This is a genomic window from Streptomyces sp. TOM-9 (genome assembly GCF_056858595.1).
This window is the reverse complement of record NZ_JBXEQB010000001.1, coordinates 5,429,387-5,450,161: the sequence shown is the minus strand read 5'-3', so window position 1 is coordinate 5,450,161 and position 20,775 is coordinate 5,429,387. Positions and strand designations below refer to the sequence as shown.

The window sequence follows — 20,775 nt, the reverse complement described above, 5'->3', positions numbered from 1 at the left end:
CGCACGAGGATTTGGACTTGAATGTCCCGAACATCCTGAATAAGGAAGATCGAAAAAGGGACAATACCACTGCTCGACAGCCAACTGTGGCGCATCACACTTTTGTTGAACGGAACCGACCGGGCCTGATACCCAAGTCTTCATGTCCCTTCAGACCTCGCATATACGCCGCCGGCGACGCGCCGCGCAGAGCCCCAACTGGGTGCGCCGCGCAGGAGTCGCCGGCGGCGTCATCGGAACGCTCGCCCTGACCGGAATGTCGTCTTCGGCGAACGCCGAGCCCTCGGCCGCCGACCCGGCGACCACGGGGAGCATCCCCGTCATCCCCGCCCTCTCCACCACCGCCACCGCCGCGGAGGCCGCTGACGCCATCGACGAGACCGTCGTCGAGCAGCAGCTGGACGCCGCCCGTGCGGAGGCCCGCACCGAGGCCATGAAGGCCGCCCAGAAGAAGAAGGCCGCCGCCGACGCGCGCGACCGCGCCGCGGCCAAGGCCGCCAAGGCCGCCAAGGCGCGCGAGACCGCGACCGCGTCGCGCTCCGCGGGACGCACCGCGCTGGCCTCCTCCTCCAACGCGACGGGCAGCGTCGCCTCCGTCATAGGCTTCCTGAAGGCCCAGGTCGGCAAGCCGTACGTCTACGGCGCCACGGGCCCCAGCGCGTACGACTGCTCCGGTCTCACCCAGGCCGCCTTCCGCACCATCGGCGTCGACCTCCCGCGCACCTCGCAGGCGCAGTCGACCTTCGGCACCCAGATCTCCGTGAGCGCGGTCCAGCCGGGCGACCTCGTCTTCTGGGGCGGAGTCGGCTCCGCCTACCACGTGGCCGTCTACATCGGCGGCGGGCAGTACCTGGACGCGGCGAACCCGAGCAAGGGCGTCGTCATCCAGCAGATGTCCAACTACATGCCGACGTCCGCCGTACGCGTGCTCTGATCACGCGCCCCGTCCCCACGGAGGCCGCCGGCCCGCACCGGGCCGGCGGCCTCCTCCGTTCCGCCCCCGTGCGGTCCTCCGCGCCCCGGACAGGACCCACGCACCTGTGCGCCGGGCCACCCGGCGCCCTCCTCCCCCGCCGCCGCGAGGGGGAGCCGCCGCACCGCGCCCCGCGGCAGGCGGCCGCAAACGAAAGTCCGGCCCCGCCGCAAGGAGACGTACCGCACACGGGGCCGGACGACCGGGGAGCCCCGGACGGGGCTCACGGGCCGGAGCCCGGCTCCGCCGTGGCGGGGGACCGGGCTCCGGACGCCGGGTTCATCGACGGTGGCAGTCACGGCCCCCGCTGTGCCAGACCCTGACCCATTGGCCCGGCGTGCGGACCCACTTGACGCGGCCGTGGCTGGACACCCGCACCAGGCGTCCGGGACGGTACTCCAGCTTCCAGGAACCCTGCCCGATCGAGCACTGCCCCTGCCGGTCGCCCCGCCGGTCGTCGTCGCGCCGGCCGTCACCCCGGCGGTCGTCGTCGCGGCGGTCGTCGCCCCGCCGGTCGTCACCCCGCCGGTCATCGCCCTGTCGGTCGCCCGGGCGGTGGTCCGTGGGGGCCGCCGAGGCCGGGCCGGCGGCGAGCACGCCCCCTCCGGCGAGCAGGACCGATGCGGCCGCGGCGGCCAGGACCTGGTTTATGCGCGTGCTCATGACTGCACCCTTCTCTTGATCACGGATCCCCGAGCAGTGATCAAAAGTATGAGCACAACGCCTCAAATCCCGCATTTCGGGCGCGAGCTGACTCCGGGGCAGACCCATCTGACATCGATGTCAACGACATCGATGTCAAAGGATCGGCGACCTGCCCGGCCCACGCCCCTTCCCGCCGACCGGCGCCAACCGGGCCCGGCTACGGAGGAGTTCGCCGGTCCCTCCCGGCGGGCCGCTGCGCCGGGAGGGACGACGGGCGTCATGACGCGGGGAGTTCGCCCCGGGGGCGGGCCGGTGCCCGGTCAGCCCAGGCGGGCGTCGAGCGCTTCGAGGTCGTCGACGAACCACGTGCGGTCGCCGCGGTTGCACTCGCGGACCAGGTCGCGAAAGGCCGTACTGGCCGCGGTGTACGCCGAGACGTCACCCACGACGGCGAGCCGGATGCGGTAGTTGACGAACTTCTGCAGGATCTCCCCCGCCAGCCCGGTGCGCAGGGTGAAGAACCGCTCGTCGAACCGGCCGACGGGCACGGCCACCACCTCCGCCCGGGAGAAGGCGGATCCGATCACGTCGAGCGCGTCCTGGACGCCGGAGATCCTCGCGCCCTCCTCGCCGCAGACGAGGACGGGCACGCCCCCTCGCTCGGTCACCACGTCAGCCACGGCCCGCCTCCGGGTCCTCGGTGTGCTCCTCCGGGAACATGTCGTTCTCCCCTCCCAGGACGCCGTCGACGGTGCGCAGGACGTCCGCCGTCGCCGCGGTGCCGCCGAGCACCACGACCTTCAGCCGCGAGCGCTCGTCGTCGTACGCCGTCCGGACCCGGGCCAACTCGTGGGGGTCCCGCGCCATCTGGGCACCGGCCACGAGCAGGGTGCTCAGACGCTCCGCCGCGGCCGCCCCGATGCCGTCGACCTCGACGATGGCCGAGACCTCCACCCGGTGCCGGGCGGCGGCGGCCGGCGCACCGGTGAGGGCGTCCAGGTCGGCCCGGGCGACGCGGTACTGCTTGCCGATGCGCACGGCCTTCAGCCGGCCGTCGCGGATGTAGCCGCGGACCGTGCGCACGTGCAGGCCGAGCCGGTCCGCGACCTGCTCGACGGACAACCACTCCCTCTCCATGAGTACGCATCCTACCCTGTGAAGGTAACGATAGGGATGTTTGCATACCCCCCTCACGATGTGACGGCAGCAAAAAGCCGCGCCGGCCCGTGCAGCACGGGCCGGCGCGGCAAGCGGTTGCCGGGGCGTCAGGAGCGCGGCGCCACCTTCGACAGACCGTTGATCACACGGTCCATCGCGTCGCCGCCCGACGGGTCGGTGAGGTTCGCCAGCAGCTTCAGCGTGAAGCGCATCAGCATCGGGTGCGTCAGGCCGCGCTGGGTCGCCAGTTTCATGACCTTCGGGTTGCCGATCAGCTTCACGAAGGCCCGGCCGAGCGTGTAGTAGCCGCCGTAGGTGTCCTTGAGGATCCGCGGGTACGACTGGAGCGCCAGCTCCCGCTGGGCCGCGGTGCCGCGCGCGTGCGCCTGGACGATGACGTCGGCGGCGATCTGGCCGGACTCCATCGCGTAGGCGATGCCCTCGCCGTTGAACGGGTTGACCAGGCCGCCCGCGTCGCCGACCAGCAGCAGGCCCTTGGTGTAGTGCGGCTGGCGGTTGAAGGCCATCGGGAGCGCCGCGCCGCGGATCGGCCCGGTCATGTTCTCCTCGGTGTAGCCCCACTCCTCGGGCATCGAGGCGCACCAGGCCTTCAGCACCTCACGCCAGTCCAGCTCCTTGAAGGAGGCGGAGGTGTTGAGGACGCCCAGGCCCACGTTGGAGGTGCCGTCGCCCATGCCGAAGATCCAGCCGTAGCCGGGCAGCAGCCGCGGGTCGCCCGGGACGCGCCGGTCCCACAGCTCCAGCCAGGACTCCAGGTAGTCGTCGTCGTGCCGCGGCGAGGTGAAGTACGTGCGGACGGCCACACCCATCGGGCGGTCCTCACGGCGGTGCAGGCCCATCTGGAGGGAGAGCCGGGTGGAGTTGCCGTCCGCGGCGACCACCAGCGGCGCGTGGAAGGTGACCGGGGTCTTCTCCTCGCCCAGCTTGGCCTCGACGCCCGTGATGCGGCCGGTGCGCTCGTCCCGGATCGGGGCGCCCACGTTGCAGCGCTCGTACAGCCGGGCGCCGGCCTTCTGCGCCTGGCCGGCGAGGAGTTCGTCGAAGTCCTCGCGCTTGCGCACGAGCCCGTAGTCGGGGAACGAGGCCAGGTCCGGCCAGTCCAGCTGCAGCCGGACCCCGCCGCCGATGATGCGCAGGCCCTTGTTGCGCAGCCAGCCGGCCTCCTCGGAGATGTCGATGCCCATCGCGACCAGTTGCTTGGTCGCCCGGGGCGTCAGGCCGTCGCCGCACACCTTCTCGCGCGGGAAGGCGGTCTTCTCCAGCAGCAGGACGTCGAGTCCCGCCTTCGCCAGGTAGTAGGCCGTCGTCGAACCGGCGGGCCCGGCACCCACGACGATCACATCGGCGCTGCGTTCCGAAGCGGCGGTCTCGGTCACGGTGCTCCTCGCTGCTCTGGGCTGGTGCGGGCCTGTCTGCGACCGGCCGGCGGCGGCCGGACCGGACCCGTGCAGTCTATGTGGCCGCTTTCGCGCGGGCCGGGCGCCCCGGCTTAGAGGCCGCGCGGCCTCTCAACGCACCGCGCGGTGCAGTGCCACGATGCCGCCCGACAGGTTGCGCCACGCGACCTTCGACCAGCCGGCCTTCTGCAGTCGCGCGGCGAGGCCGGGCTGGTCGGGCCAGGCCCTGATGGACTCGGCGAGGTAGACGTACGCGTCGGGGTTGCTGCTGACCGCGCGGGCGACCGGCGGCAGCGCCCGCATCAGGTACTCGGTGTAGACCGTGCGGAACGGCGCCCAGGTGGGGTGGCTGAACTCGCAGATGACGACCCGGCCGCCGGGACGGGTGACCCGTAGCATCTCGCGCAGCGCGGCGTCGGTGTCGTGGACGTTGCGCAGCGCGAAGGAGATCGTGACGGCGTCGAAGACCCCGTCGGCGAACGGCAGCCTGGTCGCGTCGCCCGCGGTGAGCGGGAGGAAGGGGTGGCGGCGCTTGCCCTCCCGCAGCATGCCCAGGGAGAAGTCGCAGGGCACCACGTGGGCGCCCGCCTCGGCGAAGGGCAGCGAGGAGGTGCCCGTGCCGGCGCCGAGGTCCAGCACGCGCTCGCCGGGACGGACGGCGAGGGCCTGTGCGACGACCTTGCGCCAGCGGCGGTCCTGGCCGAGCGACAGCACGTCGTTGGTCAGGTCGTAGTTGGCCGCGACGTCGTCGAACATCGCGGCGACTTCGTGCGGCTGCTTGTCCAGGGAGGCTCGGGTCACGCCCCCCATTCTTCACCCGGCGGCCCCGCGTCCCGCGCAGGGGCCCTGGCTACCGCCACGGGAGGCCGGGCCGGCGGGTGGGCCGGTCAGGCCCTGCGGTGCAGGAGCCGGCCGCCGACGACGGTGGCGAGGCAGGCGCCCTGCCCGTCGAAGACGGCGAAGTCCGCCCGGACGCCCGGTTCCAGGGGCGGGGCCTGGCGGGCCGGCAGCAGCCCGCTGCGGTCCAGGGCGGAGCGCAGCGCGGGGTCGGCCGGGGCGGTGGCGACGGCGGTGACCCCGCGCAGCAGCAGTGCGTGCACGCGTTCGCGCGGGGTGGGCGCCTGCGGGAGCCCGCCCTCGTGGGTCAGGCCCGGACGCAGCGCTCCCGGCCAGCTCCGGACACGGGCGCCCGGGTGGGCCGCCCGTAGCGCGTCGAGCGGGCCGACGGCGGCCACGAGGCCGCCGTCCACCAGCAGGGCCGTGCCGTCGGTCCCGGAATGGATCGTCAGCATCGGCGGCGTCAGGAGGTGCTGAGCAGCTTCAGCTCCGGGTGCGCCGTGCCGCCCTCGATGGCGGTCGACGACAGGTGGGAGACGACGTGGTCGTCGACCGGGTCGTTCGCCGGGTCGTCGTGGACGACGAGGTGCTCGTAGGTGGTGGCGCGCTGGGCGGGGACCCGGCCGGCGGCGCGGATCAGGTGGATCAGCTCCATCCGGTTGGAGCGGTGCTTGGCGCCGGCCGAGGAGACCACGTTCTCCTCCAGCATCACCGAGCCGAGGTCGTCGGCGCCGTAGTGCAGCGACAGCTGGCCGACCTCCTTGCCGGTGGTGAGCCAGGAGCCCTGGATGTGGGCGACGTTGTCCAGGAAGATCCGCGCGATGGCGATCATCCGCAGGTACTCGAAGAGCGTGGCCTGCGTGCGGCCCTTCAAGTGGTTGTTCTCCGGCTGGTAGGTGTACGGGATGAAGGCGCGGAAGCCGCCCGTACGGTCCTGGACGTCACGGATCATGCGCAGGTGCTCGATGCGCTCGGCGTTGGTCTCGCCGGTGCCCATGAGCATCGTGGAGGTCGACTCGACGCCGAGGTTGTGCGCGGTCTCCATGATCTCCAGCCAGCGCTCGCCGCTCTCCTTCAGCGGGGCGATCGCCTTGCGCGGCCGGGCCGGCAGCAGTTCGGCGCCGGCGCCCGCGAAGGAGTCCAGGCCCGCGGCGTGGATGCGGGTGATGGCCTCCTCCACCGGCACCTTGGAGATGCGGGCCATGTGCTCGACCTCGGAGGCGCCGAGGGAGTGGATGACCAGCTGCGGGAAGGCCTGCTTGATGGCGCTGAAGTGCTTCTCGTAGTACTCGACGCCGTAGTCGGGGTGGTGGCCGCCCTGGAACATGATCTGGGTGCCGCCGAGTTCGACGGTCTCCGCGCAGCGGCGCAGGATGTCGTCGAGGTCGCGGGTCCAGCCCTTGGCGGTGTCCTTGGGCGCGGCGTAGAAGGCGCAGAACTTGCACGCCGTCACGCAGACGTTGGTGTAGTTGATGTTGCGCTCGATGATGTACGTCGCGATGTGCTCGGTGCCGGCGTAGCGGCGGCGGCGTACGGCGTCGGCGGCGGCGCCGAGGGCGTGCAGGGGCGCGGAGCGGTAGAGGTCGAGCGCCTCCTCGGGCGTGATGCGGCCGCCGTCGGCCGCACGGTCGAGGACGGACTGCAGGTCGGCGTTCTCGCTCACCGGGGCATCCCTTCCGGGGGTCGTGACGGACGCGCCCAGCCTACGCCAGGGGGTCAGCCGCCCTGCTTCCTGAGGTCCCCTTCCGGCTGACCGGCCAGGGAGTCGCCCGAGCGGTAGTGCAGCGAGCCGTCCGCGTTGAGCGTGAACCGCTCGTCCGCCGAGCCGTCCGAGCAGACCCCGGGATGCGGGTTGGTGCCGCCGCTGGTGTCGAGCACGACGCTCTTGCGGGTGGCCTCGGCGAGCTTCCAGTCGCCGCTGCAGTCGTAGGACTGGCCGAGCAGGTCCAGCACGCTCTTGTCGCGCCCGACGACCGCGCCGACCTTGCCCTCGCGGAGGGTGATCTCCATCGTCCCCGGCACGCCGTGGGCGGTGACGGTGTCGCCCTTCCACGTGCCGACGAAGCCCTTGGGGAGTGCGTCCAGCCGCGGTTCCGAGGCCGGCGGCGAGGACGGCGACGTGGCCGAGGAGGTGGCCGAGGTCGCCGTCGGGGACCCGGAGCCCGCGCTCCGCGAGGGGGTGCGCTCACCGCCCTTGGCCTGGTCCGCGTCGTCGCCGAGCCCCGGCAGCACGAGTGCCAGGGTCACGGCGGCCGCGACCAGCAGGATCCCCGTCGCGGCCAGCGCGGCGGCGCGGCCGCGCCGCCGGACGGGGGCGGGGGTGGGCGGGGGCGTGGCGGCGAACGGCGGCGCGTCCTGGGGCTCGGTCAGCGAGGGCGGCGGGCCGAACGACCCGTACGAGGGGTGCGAGCCGTACGAGCCGTAACCGCCGCCCGGCCCCCCGGCGGTTACGGCCGGAACGCCACCGACCGGGCCGTTCGCACCCGGGGGCGGGGTCGGTTCGAGGTCGAGCAGCTCCACGGCCTGCCGCCCCAGTCGCTCCGTCAGCGGGGACGGCAGCCAGCCGGCCCGCACCAGCGAGGCGGCGTCGCCGCCGGCCGTCAGCAGTTCGGCGAGCCGGCGGGGCGTCGGGCGCACCGAGGGGTCCTTGGCGAGGCAGGACTCCGCGATCCGGCGCAACTCATCGGGCATGCCGTCGAGTTCGGGCTCCTCATGGGCGACCTTGTAGAGCAGGACGGCCGCGCTGTCCCCGGTGAAGGGGCCGCGGCCGGTCGCGGCGAAGGCCAGCACCGCCCCGAGGGCGAAGATGTCGGCTGCGGGGCCGGTGGGTCTGCCCGTGACCTGCTCGGGCGCCATGTAGCCGGGCGAGCCGACGACGACCCCCTTGCTGGTCAGGGCGGCCGTGGCGTCCATGGCGCGGGCGATGCCGAAGTCGATCAGCACGGGACCGTCGAGCGAGAGCAGCACGTTGGACGGTTTGATGTCGCGATGCACCAGCCCCCGTTCGTGCACGGCCTCCAGCGCCTCGGCGAGTCCGGCGCCCAGCGCCCGTACGCCCTGCGGCGACAGCGGCCCGAAGGTGGCGACCGCCTCGGACAGGGCGGGACCGGCGACGTAGCGGGTGGCCACCCACGGCACCGGCGAGTCGGTGTCGGCGTCGAGGACCGGCGCGCTCCACGCACCGCCGACCCGGCGCGCCGCGTCGACCTCGCGCTGGAACCGGGTGCGGAACTCCAGGTCGTCCGCGAGCTCCGAGCGCACCACCTTCACGGCCACCGTCCGGCCACCGGGGCTGCGCCCCAGGTAGACCCGGCCCATCCCGCCGGCCCCCAGCCGGCCGAGGAGGCGGTACGGGCCGATCGCCGGGGGGTCGTTCGCTTGCAGGGGCTGCATCTGCGCGCCTCTCGCCGGTGCGGAAGGTCAGTGGAGTTGTACCCGTGGCCGCCGTGGTCACCCCAGCCGGGGCCGTCGCCGATCGTAGTGGGCCCGCGGGCCGGGCCCGGGCCGGCGGCGGGCTGCCGCCGGCCGTGCGGATCAGCCCCCGGCGCCCAGCAGTTCGACGCGCGCCTGCGCCGGGAAGCCCACCCGGCGGGCGAACTCGGCGATGCCGGTGAGCTGCTCGGGGCCGAGCGAGAAGTCCAGGGTGGTGAAGTAGCGCTGCAGGGTGCCGGCGTCGAAGGCCTCCCAGCGGGCGGCCTGTTCGGCGACCTTCTCCACCTCCTCCATGCTCAGGTCGCGGGAGGCGAGGAAGGCCTGGTGCACCTCGTGCACCACGGCGGGAAGCGCCTCCAGGTAGTCGCGGCGGGCGGCCCAGACGGCGAAGACGAAGGGCAGGCCGGTCCACTCCTTCCACATCAGCCCGAGGTCGTGGACCTCCAGGCCGAGCCGCGGCGCGTCGTGCAGCGAGGCGCGCAGCGCCGCGTCGCCGATCAGGACGGCCGCCTCGGCCTCCTGCATCATCAGCGAGAGGTCGGGCGGGCACGTGTAGTACTCGGGTTCGACCCCGTACTGCTCGGCGAGCAGCAGCTGGGCCAGGCGGACCGAGGTGCGGCTGGTGGAGCCGAGGGCGACCCGGGAGCCGTCCAGCGCGCCCAGCGGCACCTGGCTCACGATCACGCAGGACATCACCGGCCCGTCGCAGCCGACGGCGATGTCCGGGAGCGCGATCAGCTCGTCGGCGTTCCGGAGGTACTCCATGAGGGTGATCGGGCCGACGTCCAGGTCCCCGGAGACGAGCTGGGCGCTGAGCTTCTCGGGCGTGTCCTTGGTCAGCTCCAGGTCGAGCAGGGCACCCGTTCGGGCGAGCCCCCAGTAAAGGGGCACGCAGTTCAGGAACTGGATGTGCCCGACGCGGGGCCGGGCCCGGCGCACACCACCGGCGGAGGGAAGGGGCGCAGATTTGTCCACATCAGGAGGCTAGACCCCCGCCCCCGGGATCTTGCGGCGGGTACCGGCCTCCCACGCCGGGCCACCCGATTCCGGCACCGCGTCCACGCCGCATTCGCGCGTCCCGCGGCACGGCCGAAAACCGATCTTGTCGCTCTTCCCCGCCGCAGATGCTCCGTGCTACTGTCGTCGCAAGTTGCAGTTTGGTTTCCCTTGCAGTACAGAGCCTGCGGAGCATGTGACCGCGGGCTTTTGTAGTTTTCAGACTTCTTGCAGTGCGCAGGGCAGGTTCTGGAGCAGGGCAACCCTTTGGCCCAAGGAGGGCTTATGGCTACCGGAACCGTCAAGTGGTTCAACGCCGAGAAGGGCTTCGGCTTCATCGCCCAGGACGGCGGCGGCCCCGATGTCTTCGTCCACTACTCGGCGATCAACGCCTCCGGCTTCCGTTCGCTGGAGGAGAACCAGGCGGTGACCTTCGACGTCACGCAGGGTCCGAAGGGCCCGCAGGCCGAGAACGTCTCCCCCGCCTGATCGCGGACTGACACGTAGTACCCAACGAGCAGTACCCAAGGAGCCCCGCACGGTCGTGCGGGGCTCCTGCCTTTGCGGGGCCCCGGTCAGGACGTGGCGTAAAGCGCCTCGATCTCCTGTGCGAATTCGGCGGCGACGACCGCCCGGCGCAGTTCCATGAACGCGGTGGGACGGTCCGGCCGCTCCGCGAATTCGACGGGGAGGGCGGTGTAACGGCGTAGGAACTCGGCGCGGTAAACGGTGGAATGCGCGTCGTCCACGGCGGACACCGGGGCGCCCGGGCGGGCCCCGGTCCTGTGGCGCATCCGCTTCCGGCGCTCCAGCCGGGGCCGTTACGGCTGTTACTTCCGGTAACCTCATGTGTGGGTACATCTACCTCCGCGTGAGGAGAAGGCCGACGGGCCACCGGTCGTCCGCCGGGCGCCTGACCCCGACCGCCGACCGACCGCCCACCGACCCGTGCGGGAACCCACGATGCCCCTGCTCCTCACCCTCGTCCGAGGCGTACTGACCGGCCTCGGCAAGCACCCGGCCGCCGACGCGCCGCTGCCCGCCGGCCACGTGACGGCGCCGGGCGTCCGGGTGGACCCCCGGCGGCTCGCCGCGTACGCCGAGGTGTGCGGCTTCCCCCCTGCGGAACGGCTCCCGCTGACCTACCCGCACGTCCTCGGCTTCCCGCTCGCCGCCCGGCTGATGGCCCGGCGGAGCTTCCCGCTGCCGTTGCTCGGCCTCGTGCACACGTGGATCGAGATCGTCCAGCGGCGCCCGCTGCTGCCCGGCGACCGCCCCGACCTCACCGTGCACGCCGAGGAGTTGCGCGCCCACCGGCGGGGCGTGGAGGTCGTGCTCGTCACCGAGGCGTCCGTCGGCGGGGAGGTCGTCTGGCGCGACCGCAGCGGCTACCTCGCACGGACCCGCACGGGCGGTACGGGGGGCGGGGCCCCGGGCGGCGGCGCCACCGCGGCCGCCGAGGGGGCGGAACTGCCCAGCGTGGCGCAGTGGCAGCTCCCCGCCGGCCTCGGGCGCCGGCACGCCGCCGTGTCGGGCGACTGGAACCCGATCCACGTCCATCCGCTGACCGCGCGGCCGCTCGGCTTCCCCCGCGCCATCGCCCACGGGATGTGGACCGTCGCGCGCTGCGCCGCCGAGGCCGTCCCCGAGGACGCCGGAACGGTCACCCTGCGGGCCGAGTTCAAGGCCCCCGTCCTGCTGCCCGCCACCGTCACCTACGCGGCGTCGGCCCCGGACCCCTCCCGTCCGGGCAAGGGAAGGAGCTTCGCCGTCCGCTCCGGGGACCGGATCCATCTCACCGGGACCGTCGGACCCTAGGGTCCGGGCGCGGGCGCGGGTGCGTGGGACGGCGGCCTCACGCGAGGCGTCCGCCTCGGCCGCGAAGGGCTCGCCGGTGGTGCGCGCCTGACGGCAGGGGACGGCCCAGCCGTCGGGGTGGCCGGCGGTGCGCGCACCGGCCCCCGGGTGTGTCAGCCGCGCTGCGCCGCCGCACGCGAGGCGTCGTCCGCCTCGTCCTCCTGGGAGGCGCTGGCGGCGAGGTTGGCCTTCGTGCGCTCCACGCGCGCGGCGACCTGCACGGAGGCCTCCTCGCGCACCCCGCGCAGCACGACGAAGCTGAGCGGCGCGCTGATCACCAGCGCGAGCAGCATCACCCACAGCAGGTTGGAGTCGCCGAGCCCGGCGGGCAGCACGTGGACGTAGACCAGGCCCCAGATCGCCAGGAAGCAGGCCGCGAACAGGCCGAGACGCATCAGGGAGTAGCGCAGCATGGGGCTCGGCTTCCAGCTCACGGTCGTAGCCACTTCCTTCGTTCCCTCGTTCCGGCCTGCGGGAGGTACCGGACGTACCCGTATCAGTGAAGCACGGGCCCCTGAGGGTCAGGTCAGCGGGAGCCACATCGTGATGTCGTCACGGTCGTCACCTGCGGCGACACGTATCGCCGCGGGGACACGCCCGACCTCCTTGTAGCCGGCCGAGGCGTAGAAGCGCTCCAGACCCATGCCGCCGCGGCAGGTGAGCTTCAGCCCCTCCAGTCCGAGGTCGCGGGCGGACCGCTCCGCCGCCTGCAGCAACTCCGCGCCGTTCCCGCGGCCCTGCAGGGACGGGTCGACCATCACGGTGTACAGCCAGGCCCAGTGCCTCATCAGGCGGTGGGTGTTGAAGGTGAGGAAGGTCGAGGCGGCCAGCCGGTCGCCGTCGAAACCGGCGACCATGTGCGCCCTGCCCCCGGACAGTGCCGCGTAGTGCCGTTCCGCCTCGAGGGCCACGTCGGCCCGGGCCACGGGTGCGACGAAGCCGACGGCGCCGCCCGCGTTGGAGACGTCGGTCCACAGGGAGACGAGCTGTTCCCGCAGTTCGGGGGTGAGCTCGGGGTCGAGGGTGAAGCGCAGTGCCATGGCGCACACCCTAGGCATCGAGGCTGACACCGATCGACGGGCGTCCGGCCGCCGGACGACATCAGGGTGAAGGGGAGGCCTCGAAGCCCCCGGGTACGCCCCGGGGGCCGGGAAATGTGCGCTGGGCGTGCGCCGTCGCACGACGGCGCACGCCCGGGCTCACAGACGCATCGGCTGCGGCGACTCGCGGCGCGCCGCGTCGGGACCCGGGTACTCACGGATGATCTCGTAGCGGGTGTTGCGCTCCACCGGACGGAAGCCCGCGTCCTGGATGAGCTCCAGCAGGTCGTCGCGGGTGAGCTTGTTGGGCGTCCCGTAGTTGTCGGCGTCGTGCGTGATCTTGTACTCGACGACCGAGCCGTCCATGTCGTCCGCGCCGTGCTGCAGCGCGAGCTGGGCGGTCTGCACGCCGTGCATGACCCAGAACACCTTCACGTGCGGCACGTTGTCGAACAGCAGCCGGGAGACCGCGAAGGTCTTCAGCGCCTCGGCGCCGCTGGCCATCGTGGTGCGCGCCTGGAGGGTGTTGCGGACCTTGCCGTCCTTGAGGTCCACGAAGTCGTGCTGGTAGCGCAGCGGGATGAAGACCTGGAAGCCCCCGGTCTCGTCCTGCAGCTCGCGCAGCCGCAGCACGTGGTCCACCCGGTGCCGGGGCTCCTCGATGTGCCCGTACAGCATGGTGCACGGGGTCTTGAGGCCCTTCTCGTGCGCCAGCCGGTGGATGCGCGACCAGTCCTCCCAGTGGGTGCGGTGGTCGACGATGTGCTGCCGCACCTCCCAGTCGAAGATCTCGGCGCCGCCGCCGGTCAGCGACTCCAGGCCCGCCTCGATGAGCTCGTCCAGGATCTCGCTCGCGCTCATCCCGGAGATCGTCTCGAAGTGGTGGATCTCGGTGGCGGTGAAGGCCTTCAGGGAGACGTCCGGCAGCGCCTCCTTGAGCGCCTTCAGCGAGCGCGGGTAGTAGCGCCACGGCAGCGTCGGGTGGAGGCCGTTGACGATGTGGAGCTCGGTGAGGTTCTCGCCCTCCATCTCCTTCGCCAGCCGGACGGCCTCCTCGATGCGCATCGTGTAGGCGTCCTTCTCCCCCGGCTTGCGCTGGAAGGAGCAGTACGCGCAGGAGGCGGTGCAGACGTTGGTCATGTTGAGGTGACGGTTGACGTTGAAGTGGACGACGTCACCGTTCTTCCGCGTCCGCACGTGGTGGGCGAGACCGCCCAGCCAGGCCAGATCGTCGGACTCGTAGAGGGCGATGCCGTCCTCGCGGGTCAGCCGCTCACCCGCGTAGACCTTCTCCTCCAGCTCGCGCTTGAGCCCCGCGTCCATCGCCCGCCTCGCCTTCACCATCCGTAAACGACCGTCCGACCTTACGCCTAGATGCTCTCGGGGAGTTCCCCGACCCGGTTCTCCCACTTCGTGGAGAGCACGATGGTAGTGCGGGTCCGGGCGACGCCCTTGGTGCCGGACAGCCGGCGGATGGTGTGCTCCAGGCCGTCGACGTCGGGGACGCGCACCTTGAGCATGTACGAGTCGTCGCCGGCGATGAACCAGCAGTCCTCGATCTCGTCCAGGTCGCGCAGCCGGGTCGCCACGTCCTCGTGGTCGGCGGCGTCGCTGAGCTGCAGGCCCACCAGCGCGGTGACCCCGAGGCCCAGTGCCGCGGGGCGGATCGTGGCGCGGTAGCCGGTGATGACACCGGCCTGCTCCAGCCGGTTGATCCGGTCGGTGACGCTCGGTCCGGACAGGCCCACCAGCCGGCCCAGCTCGGCGTACGAGGCCCGGCCGTTCTCACGGAGGGCCTGGATGAGCTGCCTGTCCACCGCGTCCATCAGACTGGACCCCTTCATTCGTGCCGCGACTGCGCTGTCAGGACAAGAATCTAAGGCATGAACGGGGATGTGCCCTGCGCATCAATCCGCGGCAGCCCCGTCGACCCCGGCCCCGGCGGCCCCCAGCTCGCCCTCCCAGCGGCGGTACAGCTTGTGCGGCACCCGTACGGCGTCCAGCGCGCGGCCGGCGACGAAGTCGACCAGGTCCTGGATGTCCCTGGCCCCGGCGTAGAAGGCGGGCGAGGCCGGCAGCACCACGGCGCCCGCCTCGTCCAGCGCGACCAGGTGCCTCAGGGTCTGCCCGCCCAGCGGCGTCTCCCGTACCGCGACCACCAGCGGACGGCGCTCCTTCAGGGTGACGCTCGCCACCCGCTGCAGCAGGTCCTTGGAGAGCCCGAGGGCGACGCCCGCCACGCAGGCGGTGCTCGCCGGCACGATCAGCATCCCCTTGACCGGGTACGAACCCGAGCTCGGCCCGGCCGCGAGGTCCCCGGCGGACCAGTACCGCACCCGGCTCAGATCGGTCTCGAACCGGTCCGGGGTGCCGTCCGCGCCGCGGGCCAGCCAGCGGGCCAGGTCCTCGCGCCAGTGGGCGTCCCGGAAAGGCGCCCCGGTCTCGTCCAGGACGGTGAGCCGGGCGGCCCGGCTGACCACCAGGTCCACGGCCTCGCCGGCGTGCAGCAGCGCCCGCAGCACCGCCGCGGCGTACGGCGTCCCGGAAGCCCCGGAGACCCCGACCACCCACGGTGTCCCGCGCTCGCTGTCGTCCATGCCGCGAGCCTATCCGGCCACCCGTGGCACGACCCCGGCCGGTCCGGCCGGGCGAATGGACGAGTGGGCCCGGGAACCGCCACGGACGCCGTCGTCGTTGTCTACCGTGAGGGGAGCCCGGCCGGACCGGCGGGCGGTCCACCACCACGAGGGGGGCCTGTGGCGTACGAACCCATCGCCGGCCATGACGCCGGTGACGCCCGGCGGCGCGTCCGCGGCGACGCCGCTCCGGGAGAGCGGGCGAAGACGGCCGCGGCGATCATGTTCATCTGGGTGGGGCTGCTCTGGCTGATCGAGTGCGTGGACGTGATGACCCATCACGCGCTCGACACCTTCGGGATCGTGCCGCGGCAGATCGGCGAACTGCGCGACATCATCCCCGCCGCGTTCATCCACTTCGGCTTCGACCACGTCGCCGCCAACAGCCTGCCGCTGCTGGTGCTGGGCTTCCTCGCGGCGCTGCGCGGCACGACCCGCCTGCTGAGCGTGGTGTTCGTCATCGTCATGGCGAGCGGCGGCGGCGTCTGGCTGGTGGCGCCGCCGCACACCAACACCGCCGGCGCCTCCGGCATCGTCTTCGGCCTGTTCGGGTACCTGCTGGTGCGCGGCTTCGTCGACCGGCGCCTCATCGACATCGCGGTCGGGCTGGTCGTCGCGGTGGCGTACGGCTCGATCCTGTGGGGTGTCCTGCCGACCGCGCAGGGGGTCTCCTGGCAGGGCCACCTGTTCGGCCTCCTCGGCGGCGTCGTGGGCGCCTTCCTCTTCCGGGACCGCCCCGCCGACGGGCTGATCAGATGAGGCCGTAGGATCCGGGGACCAAACGACGGGGGCGGTTCTCCATGACCGATTTCAGCAAGCACGACGACGTACCGCCGCGGGACACCGTGCCGCCCGTGCCGCCCGTGCCACCGCAGCCGGGTCCGGCGCAGGGGCCCCACGCCATGCCGTCGCCGCCCCCGCCGTACCCGCCGCCCGCACCGCCGCAGCCCCCGTACGGCTACGGCTACGGCCACGCCCGGGGGCCGCTGCCGTTCCCGCCCCCGCCGCTGCGGCCGCCCACCACGCCGGCCATGTGGGCCCACCTGGGCGCGCTGCTCACCGTGGTGGCGGGCAGCAGCATGTGCTGCCTGGGCTGGGCGCTGGCCTGGGTGACCCCGCTGGTCATCCGCTCCAACGAGCGCAACAAGCACGACCCCTTCATCCGGCACCACGCCGCGCAGGGGATCAACTACGGCATCACCGCGGCCATCGCGGGCCTCCTGGGCATCGTCGGCTACGCCGGCGGCCTCGCCTCCGTGGCCGCGTACGACCACGGCGGACCGGTCTGGCTGCCCTTCGTGGGCTTCGGCCTGATGGCCCTGGCCGCGCTGCACCTCCTGACCGGGGTGATCTTCTGCATCATCGGCAGCACCAAGGCCAACAGCGGCCAGTGGTGGAGCTACCCGAAGTTCGTCGCCCTGCCCTTCGTGCGCCGCTGACCCGGCGCGACCGCGCCGGGCGCGGGGGCGTCACACCCCCAGGCCGCGCACCGCGAGGTCGAGCAGGGCGCACAGGAACAGCGCCATCCCGATGAAGCCGTTGACCGTGAAGAACGCCCGGTTGAGCCTGCTGAGGTCGCCGGGCTTCACGATGCTGTGCTCGTAGACGAAGGCACCGCCCACGATCAGCATGCCGACCCACCAGAAGGCCCCGGCGCCGACCGCCAGTCCGTACCAGACGAGCAGCACGGTCGTCACCACGTGGCTCACCCGCGCCCCGTACAGCGCGCCGTCGACGCCGAAGCGGGCCGGCACCGAGCGCACCCCGTGGGCGCGGTCGGCGGCGACGTCCTGGCAGGCGAAGATCAGGTCGAAGCCGCCGATCCACACGCCCACCGCGAGGCCGAGGACCACGGCGTCCCACGACCAGGAGCCGGTGACCGCGAGCCAGGCGCCGACCGGGCCCATGGCCTGGGCGAGGCCGAGGATGGCGTGCGGGTAGTCCGTGAACCGCTTGCCGTACGGGTAGACCACCATCGGGACCACCGCGATCGGCGCCAGCGCCAGGCACAGCGGGTTGAGCAGCGCGGCGGCGCCCAGGAAGAACACCACGGCGATCAGCGCGCCGGTCCACGCCGAGCGCACGGACACGGCTCCGGTGACCAGTTCGCGTCCCGCGGTGCGCGGGTTGCGGGCGTCGATCTCGCGGTCGATGATCCGGTTGCACGCCATCGCGAAGGTGCGCAGGCCCACCATGGCGACGGTGATCAGGAAGAGCTGCCACCAGTGGACGGACCGGTCCTGCGCGAACATCGCGCTGAGCGCGGCGATGTAGGCGAAGGGCAGGGCGAAGACCGAGTGCTCGATCATCACCAGCCGCAGGAACGCCCGGACCTTGCCGTCCGGGCGCGGGGAGGGTCCGAAGAGATCCGGAGTCGCGGATTCGGCGCTCACAGGCCGTACTCCTTCCAGCGGCGGTCGACCTTCGCGGCGGTCTCCGGGTCGGAGAGCACCATCTCGGGCCAGCCGCCGTCGCGGGTGTAGCCCTCCTCGGGCAGCTTCCGGGTCGCGTCGATGCCTGCCTTGCCGCCCCAGAACTGCTGGTAGGAGGAGTGGTCGAGGTGGTCCACGGGACCTTCGACCACCGACAGGTCACGGGCGTAGTCGGTGTTGCCCAGCGCCCGCCAGGCGACCTCGTGCAGGTCGTGCACGTCGCAGTCGGCGTCGACCACGACGATCAGCTTGGTCAGCGACATCATGTGCGCGCCCCAGATGGCGTGCATGACCTTCTGGGCGTGCTTCGGGTACTTCTTGTCGATCGAGACGATCGCGCAGTTGTGGAAGCCGCCCGCCTCCGGCAGGTGGTAGTCCACGATGTCCGGCACGATCACCTTCAGCAGCGGGAGGAAGAACCGCTCGGTGGCCCGGCCCAGCGGGCCGTCCTCGGTCGGCGGCCGGCCCACCACGATGGACTGCAGCAGCGGCCGGCGGCGCATTGTCACGCAGTCGATGGTCAGCGCCGGGAAGGGCTCCTGCGGGGTGTAGAAGCCCGTGTGGTCGCCGAACGGCCCCTCGGGCAGCATCTTCCCGGGCTCCAGCCAGCCCTCCAGGACCACCTCCGCCTGGGCGGGCACCTGCAGCGGCACCGTCTTGCAGTCGACCATCTCGATGCGCCTGCCCCCGACGAAGCCGGCGAGGAGGTACTCGTCGATGTCGCCCGGCAGCGGCGCGGTGGAGGCGTACGTCACGGCGGGCGGACAGCCGAACGCGATGGCCACCGGGAGCCGTTCGCCGCGCCGCTGGGCCACCTGGTAGTGGTTGCGGCTGTCCTTGTGGATCTGCCAGTGCATGCCGATGGTGCGGCGGTCGTGCCGCTGCAGCCGGTACAGGCCCAGGTTGCGGACGCCGGTCCCGGGGTCCTTGGTGTGCGTCAGGCCGAGGTTGAAGAAGGAGCCGCCGTCCTCGGGCCAGGTGAACAGGGCCGGCAGCGCGTCCAGGTCGACGTCGTCGCCGGTGAGGACGACCTCCTGGACGGGGGCGTCCTTCACCTTCTTCGGCGGTACGTGCGTCATCCCGGCGAGCTTGCCGAAGGCCTCGCGCACGCCGACGAAACCGTGCGGCAGCTCCGGCTTGAGCAGCCCGCCGATGCGGTCGCCGATGTCGGCGTAGGACTTCAGGCCGAGCGCCTTCAGCAGCCGGCGGTCGGTGCCGTAGACGTTCATCGCCAGGGGCATCGAGGAGCCCTTGACGTTCTCGAACAGCAGCGCCGGGCCGCCCGCCTTGTTGACGCGGTCGACGATCTCACCGACCTCCAGGTACGGGTCGACCTCTGCCGTGACGCGCTTGAGGTCCCCCTCCTTCTCCAGGGCCCTCAGCAGCGAGCGAAGATCGTCGTAAGCCATGCGGTCCAGTATCCGGCACGCACTACCCTGGACCCGTCACCGGGGCCCTGCCGCGCCCCGCCGTCGCTGCCTGGGGGGCACTCCCGCGATGATCCGGTACATCCCGTTCCTGCTGGTGCTGGCGTTGTGGATCTACGCCTTCATCGACTGCCTCAACACGCCCGAGGAGCAGGTCCGCGGCCTCCCCAAGGTCGTGTGGGTCATCGTCATCCTGCTCTTCGGCGAGGTGCTGATCGGGCCGATCGCCTGGTTGGTGGCCGGCAAGCACCGCACCGCCCCGGCCGGCGGCAGCACGCCCGCCGAGTGGCACCGCAACCACCGCACGCAGTGGGTCGCCCCTGACGACAACCCGGAGTTCCTGCACTCGCTGCGCGAGGAGAACAAGAAGGACGAGCAGCTGCTGAAGAGCTGGGAGGCCGACCTGCGCCGCCGCGAGGAGGAGCTGCGGCAGCGCGAGAACGGCCCCGCCGACGGCCAGGACAACCAGCCCCGCGGCTGATCCTGCGGGACACTGGGCGTCATGGACGACGCGCAGGCGATGCTGGCGACCGCCGTCGCCGAGGCCCGGGCGGGCCTCGCGGAGGGCGGGATCCCCATCGGGGCGGCCCTGTACGCTCCGGACGGCCGCACGGTGCTGGGCCGCGGCCGCAACCGCCGTGTGCAGGACGGAGATCCGTCGATGCACGGCGAGACGGCGGCCTTCCGGGCCGCCGGACGGCAGCGCACCTACCGCGGGACGACGATGGTGACCACCCTGTCGCCGTGCTGGTACTGCAGCGGCCTGGTCCGGCAGTTCGGGATCTCCCGGGTCGTCATCGGCGAGGCCCGCACCTTCCACGGCGGCCACGACTGGCTGGCCGAGCACGGCGTGGAGATCGTCCTGCTGGACGACCCGGAGTGCGTGGCCCTGATGACGGAGTTCGTCGCGGCCCGCCCCGAGCTGTGGAACGAGGACATCGGCGCATGATCCCCACCATCGACCTCGGGCCCTGGCTCACCGGCGACGCCGCCGCCCGCGCCCGCGTCGCCGCCACCGTCGACGAGGCGCTGTGCTCGGCCGGCTTCCTGCTGGTCACCGGGCACGGCGTCGACCCGGGACTGCGCGCGGCGATCCGGGAGGCCGCCCGCGGCTTCTTCCGGCTGCCGGCCGCCGTCAAGGAGCCGTACGCGGTACGGGTCGGGGGCCGCGGCTGGCTGGGCCCGGGCGCGGAGGCCAACGGCTACGCGGAGGGCACGGCCACCCCGCCGGACCTGAAGGAGTCCTGGTCGTTCGCCGCCGAGGAGCCGACCGGTGACCCGGCCGTGGACGCCGAGTGGTTCCTGCCGAACCTCTGGCCGGCCGAGGCGCCGCGGCTGCGACCGCTGGTGGACGCGTACGTGACGCACATGCGCGGTCTCTCCGACCACCTGCTGGAGCTGCTGGCCGCCGCCCTGGGCGGGCCCGGGGACCTCTTCACCCGGCACACCCGCCACCCCACCTGGGGCTTCAACATCAACTGGTACCCGGGCACCGACGTGGTCGGACCGCCCGAGCCGGGCCAGTTCAGGATCGGCCCGCACACCGACTTCGGCACGGTCACCGTGCTCGACCGGCAGCGGGGCAAGGGCGGCCTCCAGGTGCACACCGACGGGGACGGCTGGCAGGACGCCCCCTGGGAGCCGGACTCCTTCACCGTCAACATCGGCGACCTGATGGCCCGCTGGACCGGCGACCGCTGGCGTTCCGGGCGGCACCGCGTGCTGCCCCCGCCGGCCGACGCGCCGGCGGAGGAGCTGATGTCGCTGGTGTGGTTCTACGAGTGCGACCCCGGCACCCGCGTCACGCCGCTGCCCGCGCCCGTCGGCAGGCACGCGTACGAGCCCGTGGACTCGCACGCGTACCTGCGGGCGAAGCTGGACGCCATCGGCCTGGGCTGAACCCCGGCAGGGGCGGGACGACGGG

25 protein-coding genes are annotated in these 20,775 nt (G+C 72.6%); 8 read left to right on the top strand and 17 right to left on the bottom strand.

Annotation, left to right across the window (positions count from 1 at the left end; all coding sequences use genetic code 11):
- The first annotated feature begins 142 nt into the window (after positions 1 to 142).
- Positions 143 to 934 carry a C40 family peptidase gene (locus AC1VWI_RS25445; protein ID WP_499513335.1) on the top strand — a complete coding sequence of 264 codons (792 nt, stop codon included), beginning with the start codon at positions 143 to 145 and terminating at the stop codon, positions 932 to 934.
- Between the two features lie 318 nt (positions 935 to 1,252).
- On the opposite strand, the gene AC1VWI_RS25440 is transcribed toward AC1VWI_RS25445, so the two are convergent.
- The 9 genes from AC1VWI_RS25440 to AC1VWI_RS25400 all read right to left on the bottom strand — a co-directional run bounded on the left by AC1VWI_RS25440 (position 1,253) and on the right by AC1VWI_RS25400 (position 9,438).
- Complete coding sequence (locus AC1VWI_RS25440; RefSeq protein ID WP_499513334.1) at positions 1,253 to 1,636, bottom strand: hypothetical protein; 384 nt, start codon at positions 1,634 to 1,636, stop codon at positions 1,253 to 1,255.
- A gap of 302 nt (positions 1,637 to 1,938) precedes the next feature.
- Entirely contained in the window at positions 1,939 to 2,298 is a 360-nt protein-coding gene (locus AC1VWI_RS25435) for a DUF4180 domain-containing protein (RefSeq protein ID WP_499513333.1), read from the bottom strand.
- Positions 2,291 to 2,755: a helix-turn-helix domain-containing protein gene (locus AC1VWI_RS25430; RefSeq protein WP_499513332.1), complete on the bottom strand. Its 465-nt coding sequence runs from the start codon at positions 2,753 to 2,755 to the stop codon at positions 2,291 to 2,293. The genes AC1VWI_RS25435 and AC1VWI_RS25430 overlap by 8 nt, the downstream gene beginning before the upstream one ends.
- Before the next feature lie 128 nt (positions 2,756 to 2,883).
- Positions 2,884 to 4,173: a geranylgeranyl reductase family protein gene (locus tag AC1VWI_RS25425; protein ID WP_499513331.1), complete on the bottom strand. Its 1,290-nt coding sequence runs from the start codon at positions 4,171 to 4,173 to the stop codon at positions 2,884 to 2,886.
- 132 nt (positions 4,174 to 4,305) lie between these two features.
- Positions 4,306 to 4,995, bottom strand: coding sequence for a demethylmenaquinone methyltransferase (locus AC1VWI_RS25420; protein WP_499513330.1), 690 nt, complete (start codon positions 4,993 to 4,995; stop codon positions 4,306 to 4,308).
- Between the two features lie 86 nt (positions 4,996 to 5,081).
- On the bottom strand, positions 5,082 to 5,486 hold the full coding sequence (locus AC1VWI_RS25415; protein WP_499513329.1) for an imidazolonepropionase-like domain-containing protein: 405 nt from the start codon (positions 5,484 to 5,486) through the stop codon (positions 5,082 to 5,084).
- An 8-nt stretch (positions 5,487 to 5,494) separates the two neighbouring features.
- Positions 5,495 to 6,694, bottom strand: coding sequence for a cyclic dehypoxanthinyl futalosine synthase (gene mqnC, locus AC1VWI_RS25410; RefSeq protein WP_499513328.1), 1,200 nt, complete (start codon positions 6,692 to 6,694; stop codon positions 5,495 to 5,497).
- Positions 6,695 to 6,747: 53 nt separating this feature from the next.
- Positions 6,748 to 8,424: a serine/threonine-protein kinase gene (locus tag AC1VWI_RS25405; protein ID WP_499513327.1), complete on the bottom strand. Its 1,677-nt coding sequence runs from the start codon at positions 8,422 to 8,424 to the stop codon at positions 6,748 to 6,750.
- A gap of 141 nt (positions 8,425 to 8,565) precedes the next feature.
- Positions 8,566 to 9,438 (bottom strand): menaquinone biosynthetic enzyme MqnA/MqnD family protein, encoded by an 873-nt coding sequence (locus AC1VWI_RS25400; RefSeq protein WP_499513326.1) that lies wholly within the window; start codon positions 9,436 to 9,438, stop codon positions 8,566 to 8,568.
- 306 nt (positions 9,439 to 9,744) lie between these two features.
- Here AC1VWI_RS25400 and AC1VWI_RS25395 point away from each other — a divergent pair, with 306 nt between their 5' ends.
- Positions 9,745 to 9,948 (top strand): cold-shock protein, encoded by a 204-nt coding sequence (locus tag AC1VWI_RS25395; RefSeq protein ID WP_354796699.1) that lies wholly within the window; start codon positions 9,745 to 9,747, stop codon positions 9,946 to 9,948.
- An 86-nt stretch (positions 9,949 to 10,034) separates the two neighbouring features.
- On the opposite strand, the gene AC1VWI_RS25390 is transcribed toward AC1VWI_RS25395, so the two are convergent.
- Entirely contained in the window at positions 10,035 to 10,208 is a 174-nt protein-coding gene (locus AC1VWI_RS25390; RefSeq protein WP_499513325.1) for a hypothetical protein, read from the bottom strand.
- A 214-nt stretch (positions 10,209 to 10,422) separates the two neighbouring features.
- Here AC1VWI_RS25390 and AC1VWI_RS25385 point away from each other — a divergent pair, with 214 nt between their 5' ends.
- Entirely contained in the window at positions 10,423 to 11,277 is an 855-nt protein-coding gene (locus AC1VWI_RS25385) for a MaoC family dehydratase (RefSeq protein WP_499513324.1), read from the top strand.
- 152 nt (positions 11,278 to 11,429) lie between these two features.
- On the opposite strand, the gene AC1VWI_RS25380 is transcribed toward AC1VWI_RS25385, so the two are convergent.
- From AC1VWI_RS25380 to AC1VWI_RS25360, 5 genes are all read right to left on the bottom strand, one after another.
- The gene (locus tag AC1VWI_RS25380; RefSeq protein ID WP_499513323.1) at positions 11,430 to 11,762 is read right to left on the bottom strand and encodes a DUF4229 domain-containing protein; all 333 of its coding nucleotides are present in this window, start codon (positions 11,760 to 11,762) and stop codon (positions 11,430 to 11,432) included.
- 75 nt (positions 11,763 to 11,837) lie between these two features.
- Positions 11,838 to 12,356 carry a GNAT family N-acetyltransferase gene (locus AC1VWI_RS25375; RefSeq protein ID WP_499513322.1) on the bottom strand — a complete coding sequence of 173 codons (519 nt, stop codon included), beginning with the start codon at positions 12,354 to 12,356 and terminating at the stop codon, positions 11,838 to 11,840.
- 159 nt (positions 12,357 to 12,515) lie between these two features.
- Positions 12,516 to 13,679 (bottom strand): aminofutalosine synthase MqnE, encoded by a 1,164-nt coding sequence (gene mqnE / locus AC1VWI_RS25370; RefSeq protein ID WP_499516908.1) that lies wholly within the window; start codon positions 13,677 to 13,679, stop codon positions 12,516 to 12,518.
- A 47-nt stretch (positions 13,680 to 13,726) separates the two neighbouring features.
- Positions 13,727 to 14,182 (bottom strand): Lrp/AsnC family transcriptional regulator, encoded by a 456-nt coding sequence (locus AC1VWI_RS25365; protein ID WP_499513321.1) that lies wholly within the window; start codon positions 14,180 to 14,182, stop codon positions 13,727 to 13,729.
- An 81-nt stretch (positions 14,183 to 14,263) separates the two neighbouring features.
- The gene (locus AC1VWI_RS25360) at positions 14,264 to 14,953 is read right to left on the bottom strand and encodes a UbiX family flavin prenyltransferase (protein ID WP_499513320.1); all 690 of its coding nucleotides are present in this window, start codon (positions 14,951 to 14,953) and stop codon (positions 14,264 to 14,266) included.
- 261 nt (positions 14,954 to 15,214) lie between these two features.
- Between AC1VWI_RS25360 and AC1VWI_RS25355 the strand changes: the two genes are divergently transcribed.
- Together AC1VWI_RS25355 and AC1VWI_RS25350 are read left to right on the top strand one after the other, a co-directional pair.
- On the top strand, positions 15,215 to 15,751 hold the full coding sequence (locus AC1VWI_RS25355; protein ID WP_499516907.1) for a rhomboid family intramembrane serine protease: 537 nt from the start codon (positions 15,215 to 15,217) through the stop codon (positions 15,749 to 15,751).
- Positions 15,752 to 15,792: 41 nt separating this feature from the next.
- Positions 15,793 to 16,431 carry a magnetosome magnetite crystal formation protein family gene (locus AC1VWI_RS25350; protein WP_499513319.1) on the top strand — a complete coding sequence of 213 codons (639 nt, stop codon included), beginning with the start codon at positions 15,793 to 15,795 and terminating at the stop codon, positions 16,429 to 16,431.
- Positions 16,432 to 16,461: 30 nt separating this feature from the next.
- Here AC1VWI_RS25350 and mqnP read toward each other — a convergent pair whose 3' ends face one another.
- A complete protein-coding gene (mqnP, locus tag AC1VWI_RS25345; protein ID WP_499513318.1) occupies positions 16,462 to 17,385 on the bottom strand; it encodes a menaquinone biosynthesis prenyltransferase MqnP in 924 nt (307 codons plus the stop codon).
- The gene (locus tag AC1VWI_RS25340; protein WP_499513317.1) at positions 17,382 to 18,833 is read right to left on the bottom strand and encodes a menaquinone biosynthesis decarboxylase; all 1,452 of its coding nucleotides are present in this window, start codon (positions 18,831 to 18,833) and stop codon (positions 17,382 to 17,384) included. The genes mqnP and AC1VWI_RS25340 overlap by 4 nt, the downstream gene beginning before the upstream one ends.
- A gap of 88 nt (positions 18,834 to 18,921) precedes the next feature.
- Between AC1VWI_RS25340 and AC1VWI_RS25335 the strand changes: the two genes are divergently transcribed.
- From AC1VWI_RS25335 to AC1VWI_RS25325, 3 genes are read left to right on the top strand one after another with little or no spacing between them, the layout of a single operon-like run.
- Positions 18,922 to 19,332, top strand: a complete 411-nt coding sequence (locus AC1VWI_RS25335) for a PLD nuclease N-terminal domain-containing protein (RefSeq protein WP_499513316.1) — start codon at positions 18,922 to 18,924, stop codon at positions 19,330 to 19,332.
- Between the two features lie 21 nt (positions 19,333 to 19,353).
- Positions 19,354 to 19,800: a nucleoside deaminase gene (locus AC1VWI_RS25330; RefSeq protein WP_499513315.1), complete on the top strand. Its 447-nt coding sequence runs from the start codon at positions 19,354 to 19,356 to the stop codon at positions 19,798 to 19,800.
- Positions 19,797 to 20,750 carry an isopenicillin N synthase family dioxygenase gene (locus AC1VWI_RS25325; protein WP_499513314.1) on the top strand — a complete coding sequence of 318 codons (954 nt, stop codon included), beginning with the start codon at positions 19,797 to 19,799 and terminating at the stop codon, positions 20,748 to 20,750. Before AC1VWI_RS25330 ends, AC1VWI_RS25325 begins: the two co-directional genes overlap by 4 nt.
- The last annotated feature ends 25 nt before the right edge of the window (positions 20,751 to 20,775 follow it).

Bases quoted from the DNA above. Each gene is read 5' to 3' on its own strand.
- AC1VWI_RS25365 (WP_499513321.1), bottom strand. From the start codon at position 14,182: ATGGACGCGGTGGACAGGCAGCTCATCCAGGCCCTCCGTGAGAACGGC.
- AC1VWI_RS25430 (WP_499513332.1), bottom strand. From the start codon at position 2,755: ATGGAGAGGGAGTGGTTGTCCGTCGAGCAGGTCGCGGACCGGCTCGGC.
- AC1VWI_RS25340 (WP_499513317.1), bottom strand. From the start codon at position 18,833: ATGGCTTACGACGATCTTCGCTCGCTGCTGAGGGCCCTGGAGAAGGAG.
- AC1VWI_RS25415 (WP_499513329.1), bottom strand. From the start codon at position 5,486: ATGCTGACGATCCATTCCGGGACCGACGGCACGGCCCTGCTGGTGGAC.
- AC1VWI_RS25335 (WP_499513316.1), top strand. From the start codon at position 18,922: ATGATCCGGTACATCCCGTTCCTGCTGGTGCTGGCGTTGTGGATCTAC.
- AC1VWI_RS25355 (WP_499516907.1), top strand. From the start codon at position 15,215: ATGTTCATCTGGGTGGGGCTGCTCTGGCTGATCGAGTGCGTGGACGTG.
- AC1VWI_RS25405 (WP_499513327.1), bottom strand. From the start codon at position 8,424: ATGCAGCCCCTGCAAGCGAACGACCCCCCGGCGATCGGCCCGTACCGC.
- AC1VWI_RS25330 (WP_499513315.1), top strand. From the start codon at position 19,354: ATGGACGACGCGCAGGCGATGCTGGCGACCGCCGTCGCCGAGGCCCGG.
- AC1VWI_RS25445 (WP_499513335.1), top strand. From the start codon at position 143: ATGTCCCTTCAGACCTCGCATATACGCCGCCGGCGACGCGCCGCGCAG.
- AC1VWI_RS25385 (WP_499513324.1), top strand. From the start codon at position 10,423: ATGCCCCTGCTCCTCACCCTCGTCCGAGGCGTACTGACCGGCCTCGGC.
- AC1VWI_RS25360 (WP_499513320.1), bottom strand. From the start codon at position 14,953: ATGGACGACAGCGAGCGCGGGACACCGTGGGTGGTCGGGGTCTCCGGG.
- mqnE (WP_499516908.1), bottom strand. From the start codon at position 13,679: ATGGACGCGGGGCTCAAGCGCGAGCTGGAGGAGAAGGTCTACGCGGGT.
- AC1VWI_RS25325 (WP_499513314.1), top strand. From the start codon at position 19,797: ATGATCCCCACCATCGACCTCGGGCCCTGGCTCACCGGCGACGCCGCC.
- AC1VWI_RS25395 (WP_354796699.1), top strand. From the start codon at position 9,745: ATGGCTACCGGAACCGTCAAGTGGTTCAACGCCGAGAAGGGCTTCGGC.
- AC1VWI_RS25440 (WP_499513334.1), bottom strand. From the start codon at position 1,636: ATGAGCACGCGCATAAACCAGGTCCTGGCCGCCGCGGCCGCATCGGTC.
- AC1VWI_RS25350 (WP_499513319.1), top strand. From the start codon at position 15,793: ATGACCGATTTCAGCAAGCACGACGACGTACCGCCGCGGGACACCGTG.
- AC1VWI_RS25375 (WP_499513322.1), bottom strand. From the start codon at position 12,356: ATGGCACTGCGCTTCACCCTCGACCCCGAGCTCACCCCCGAACTGCGG.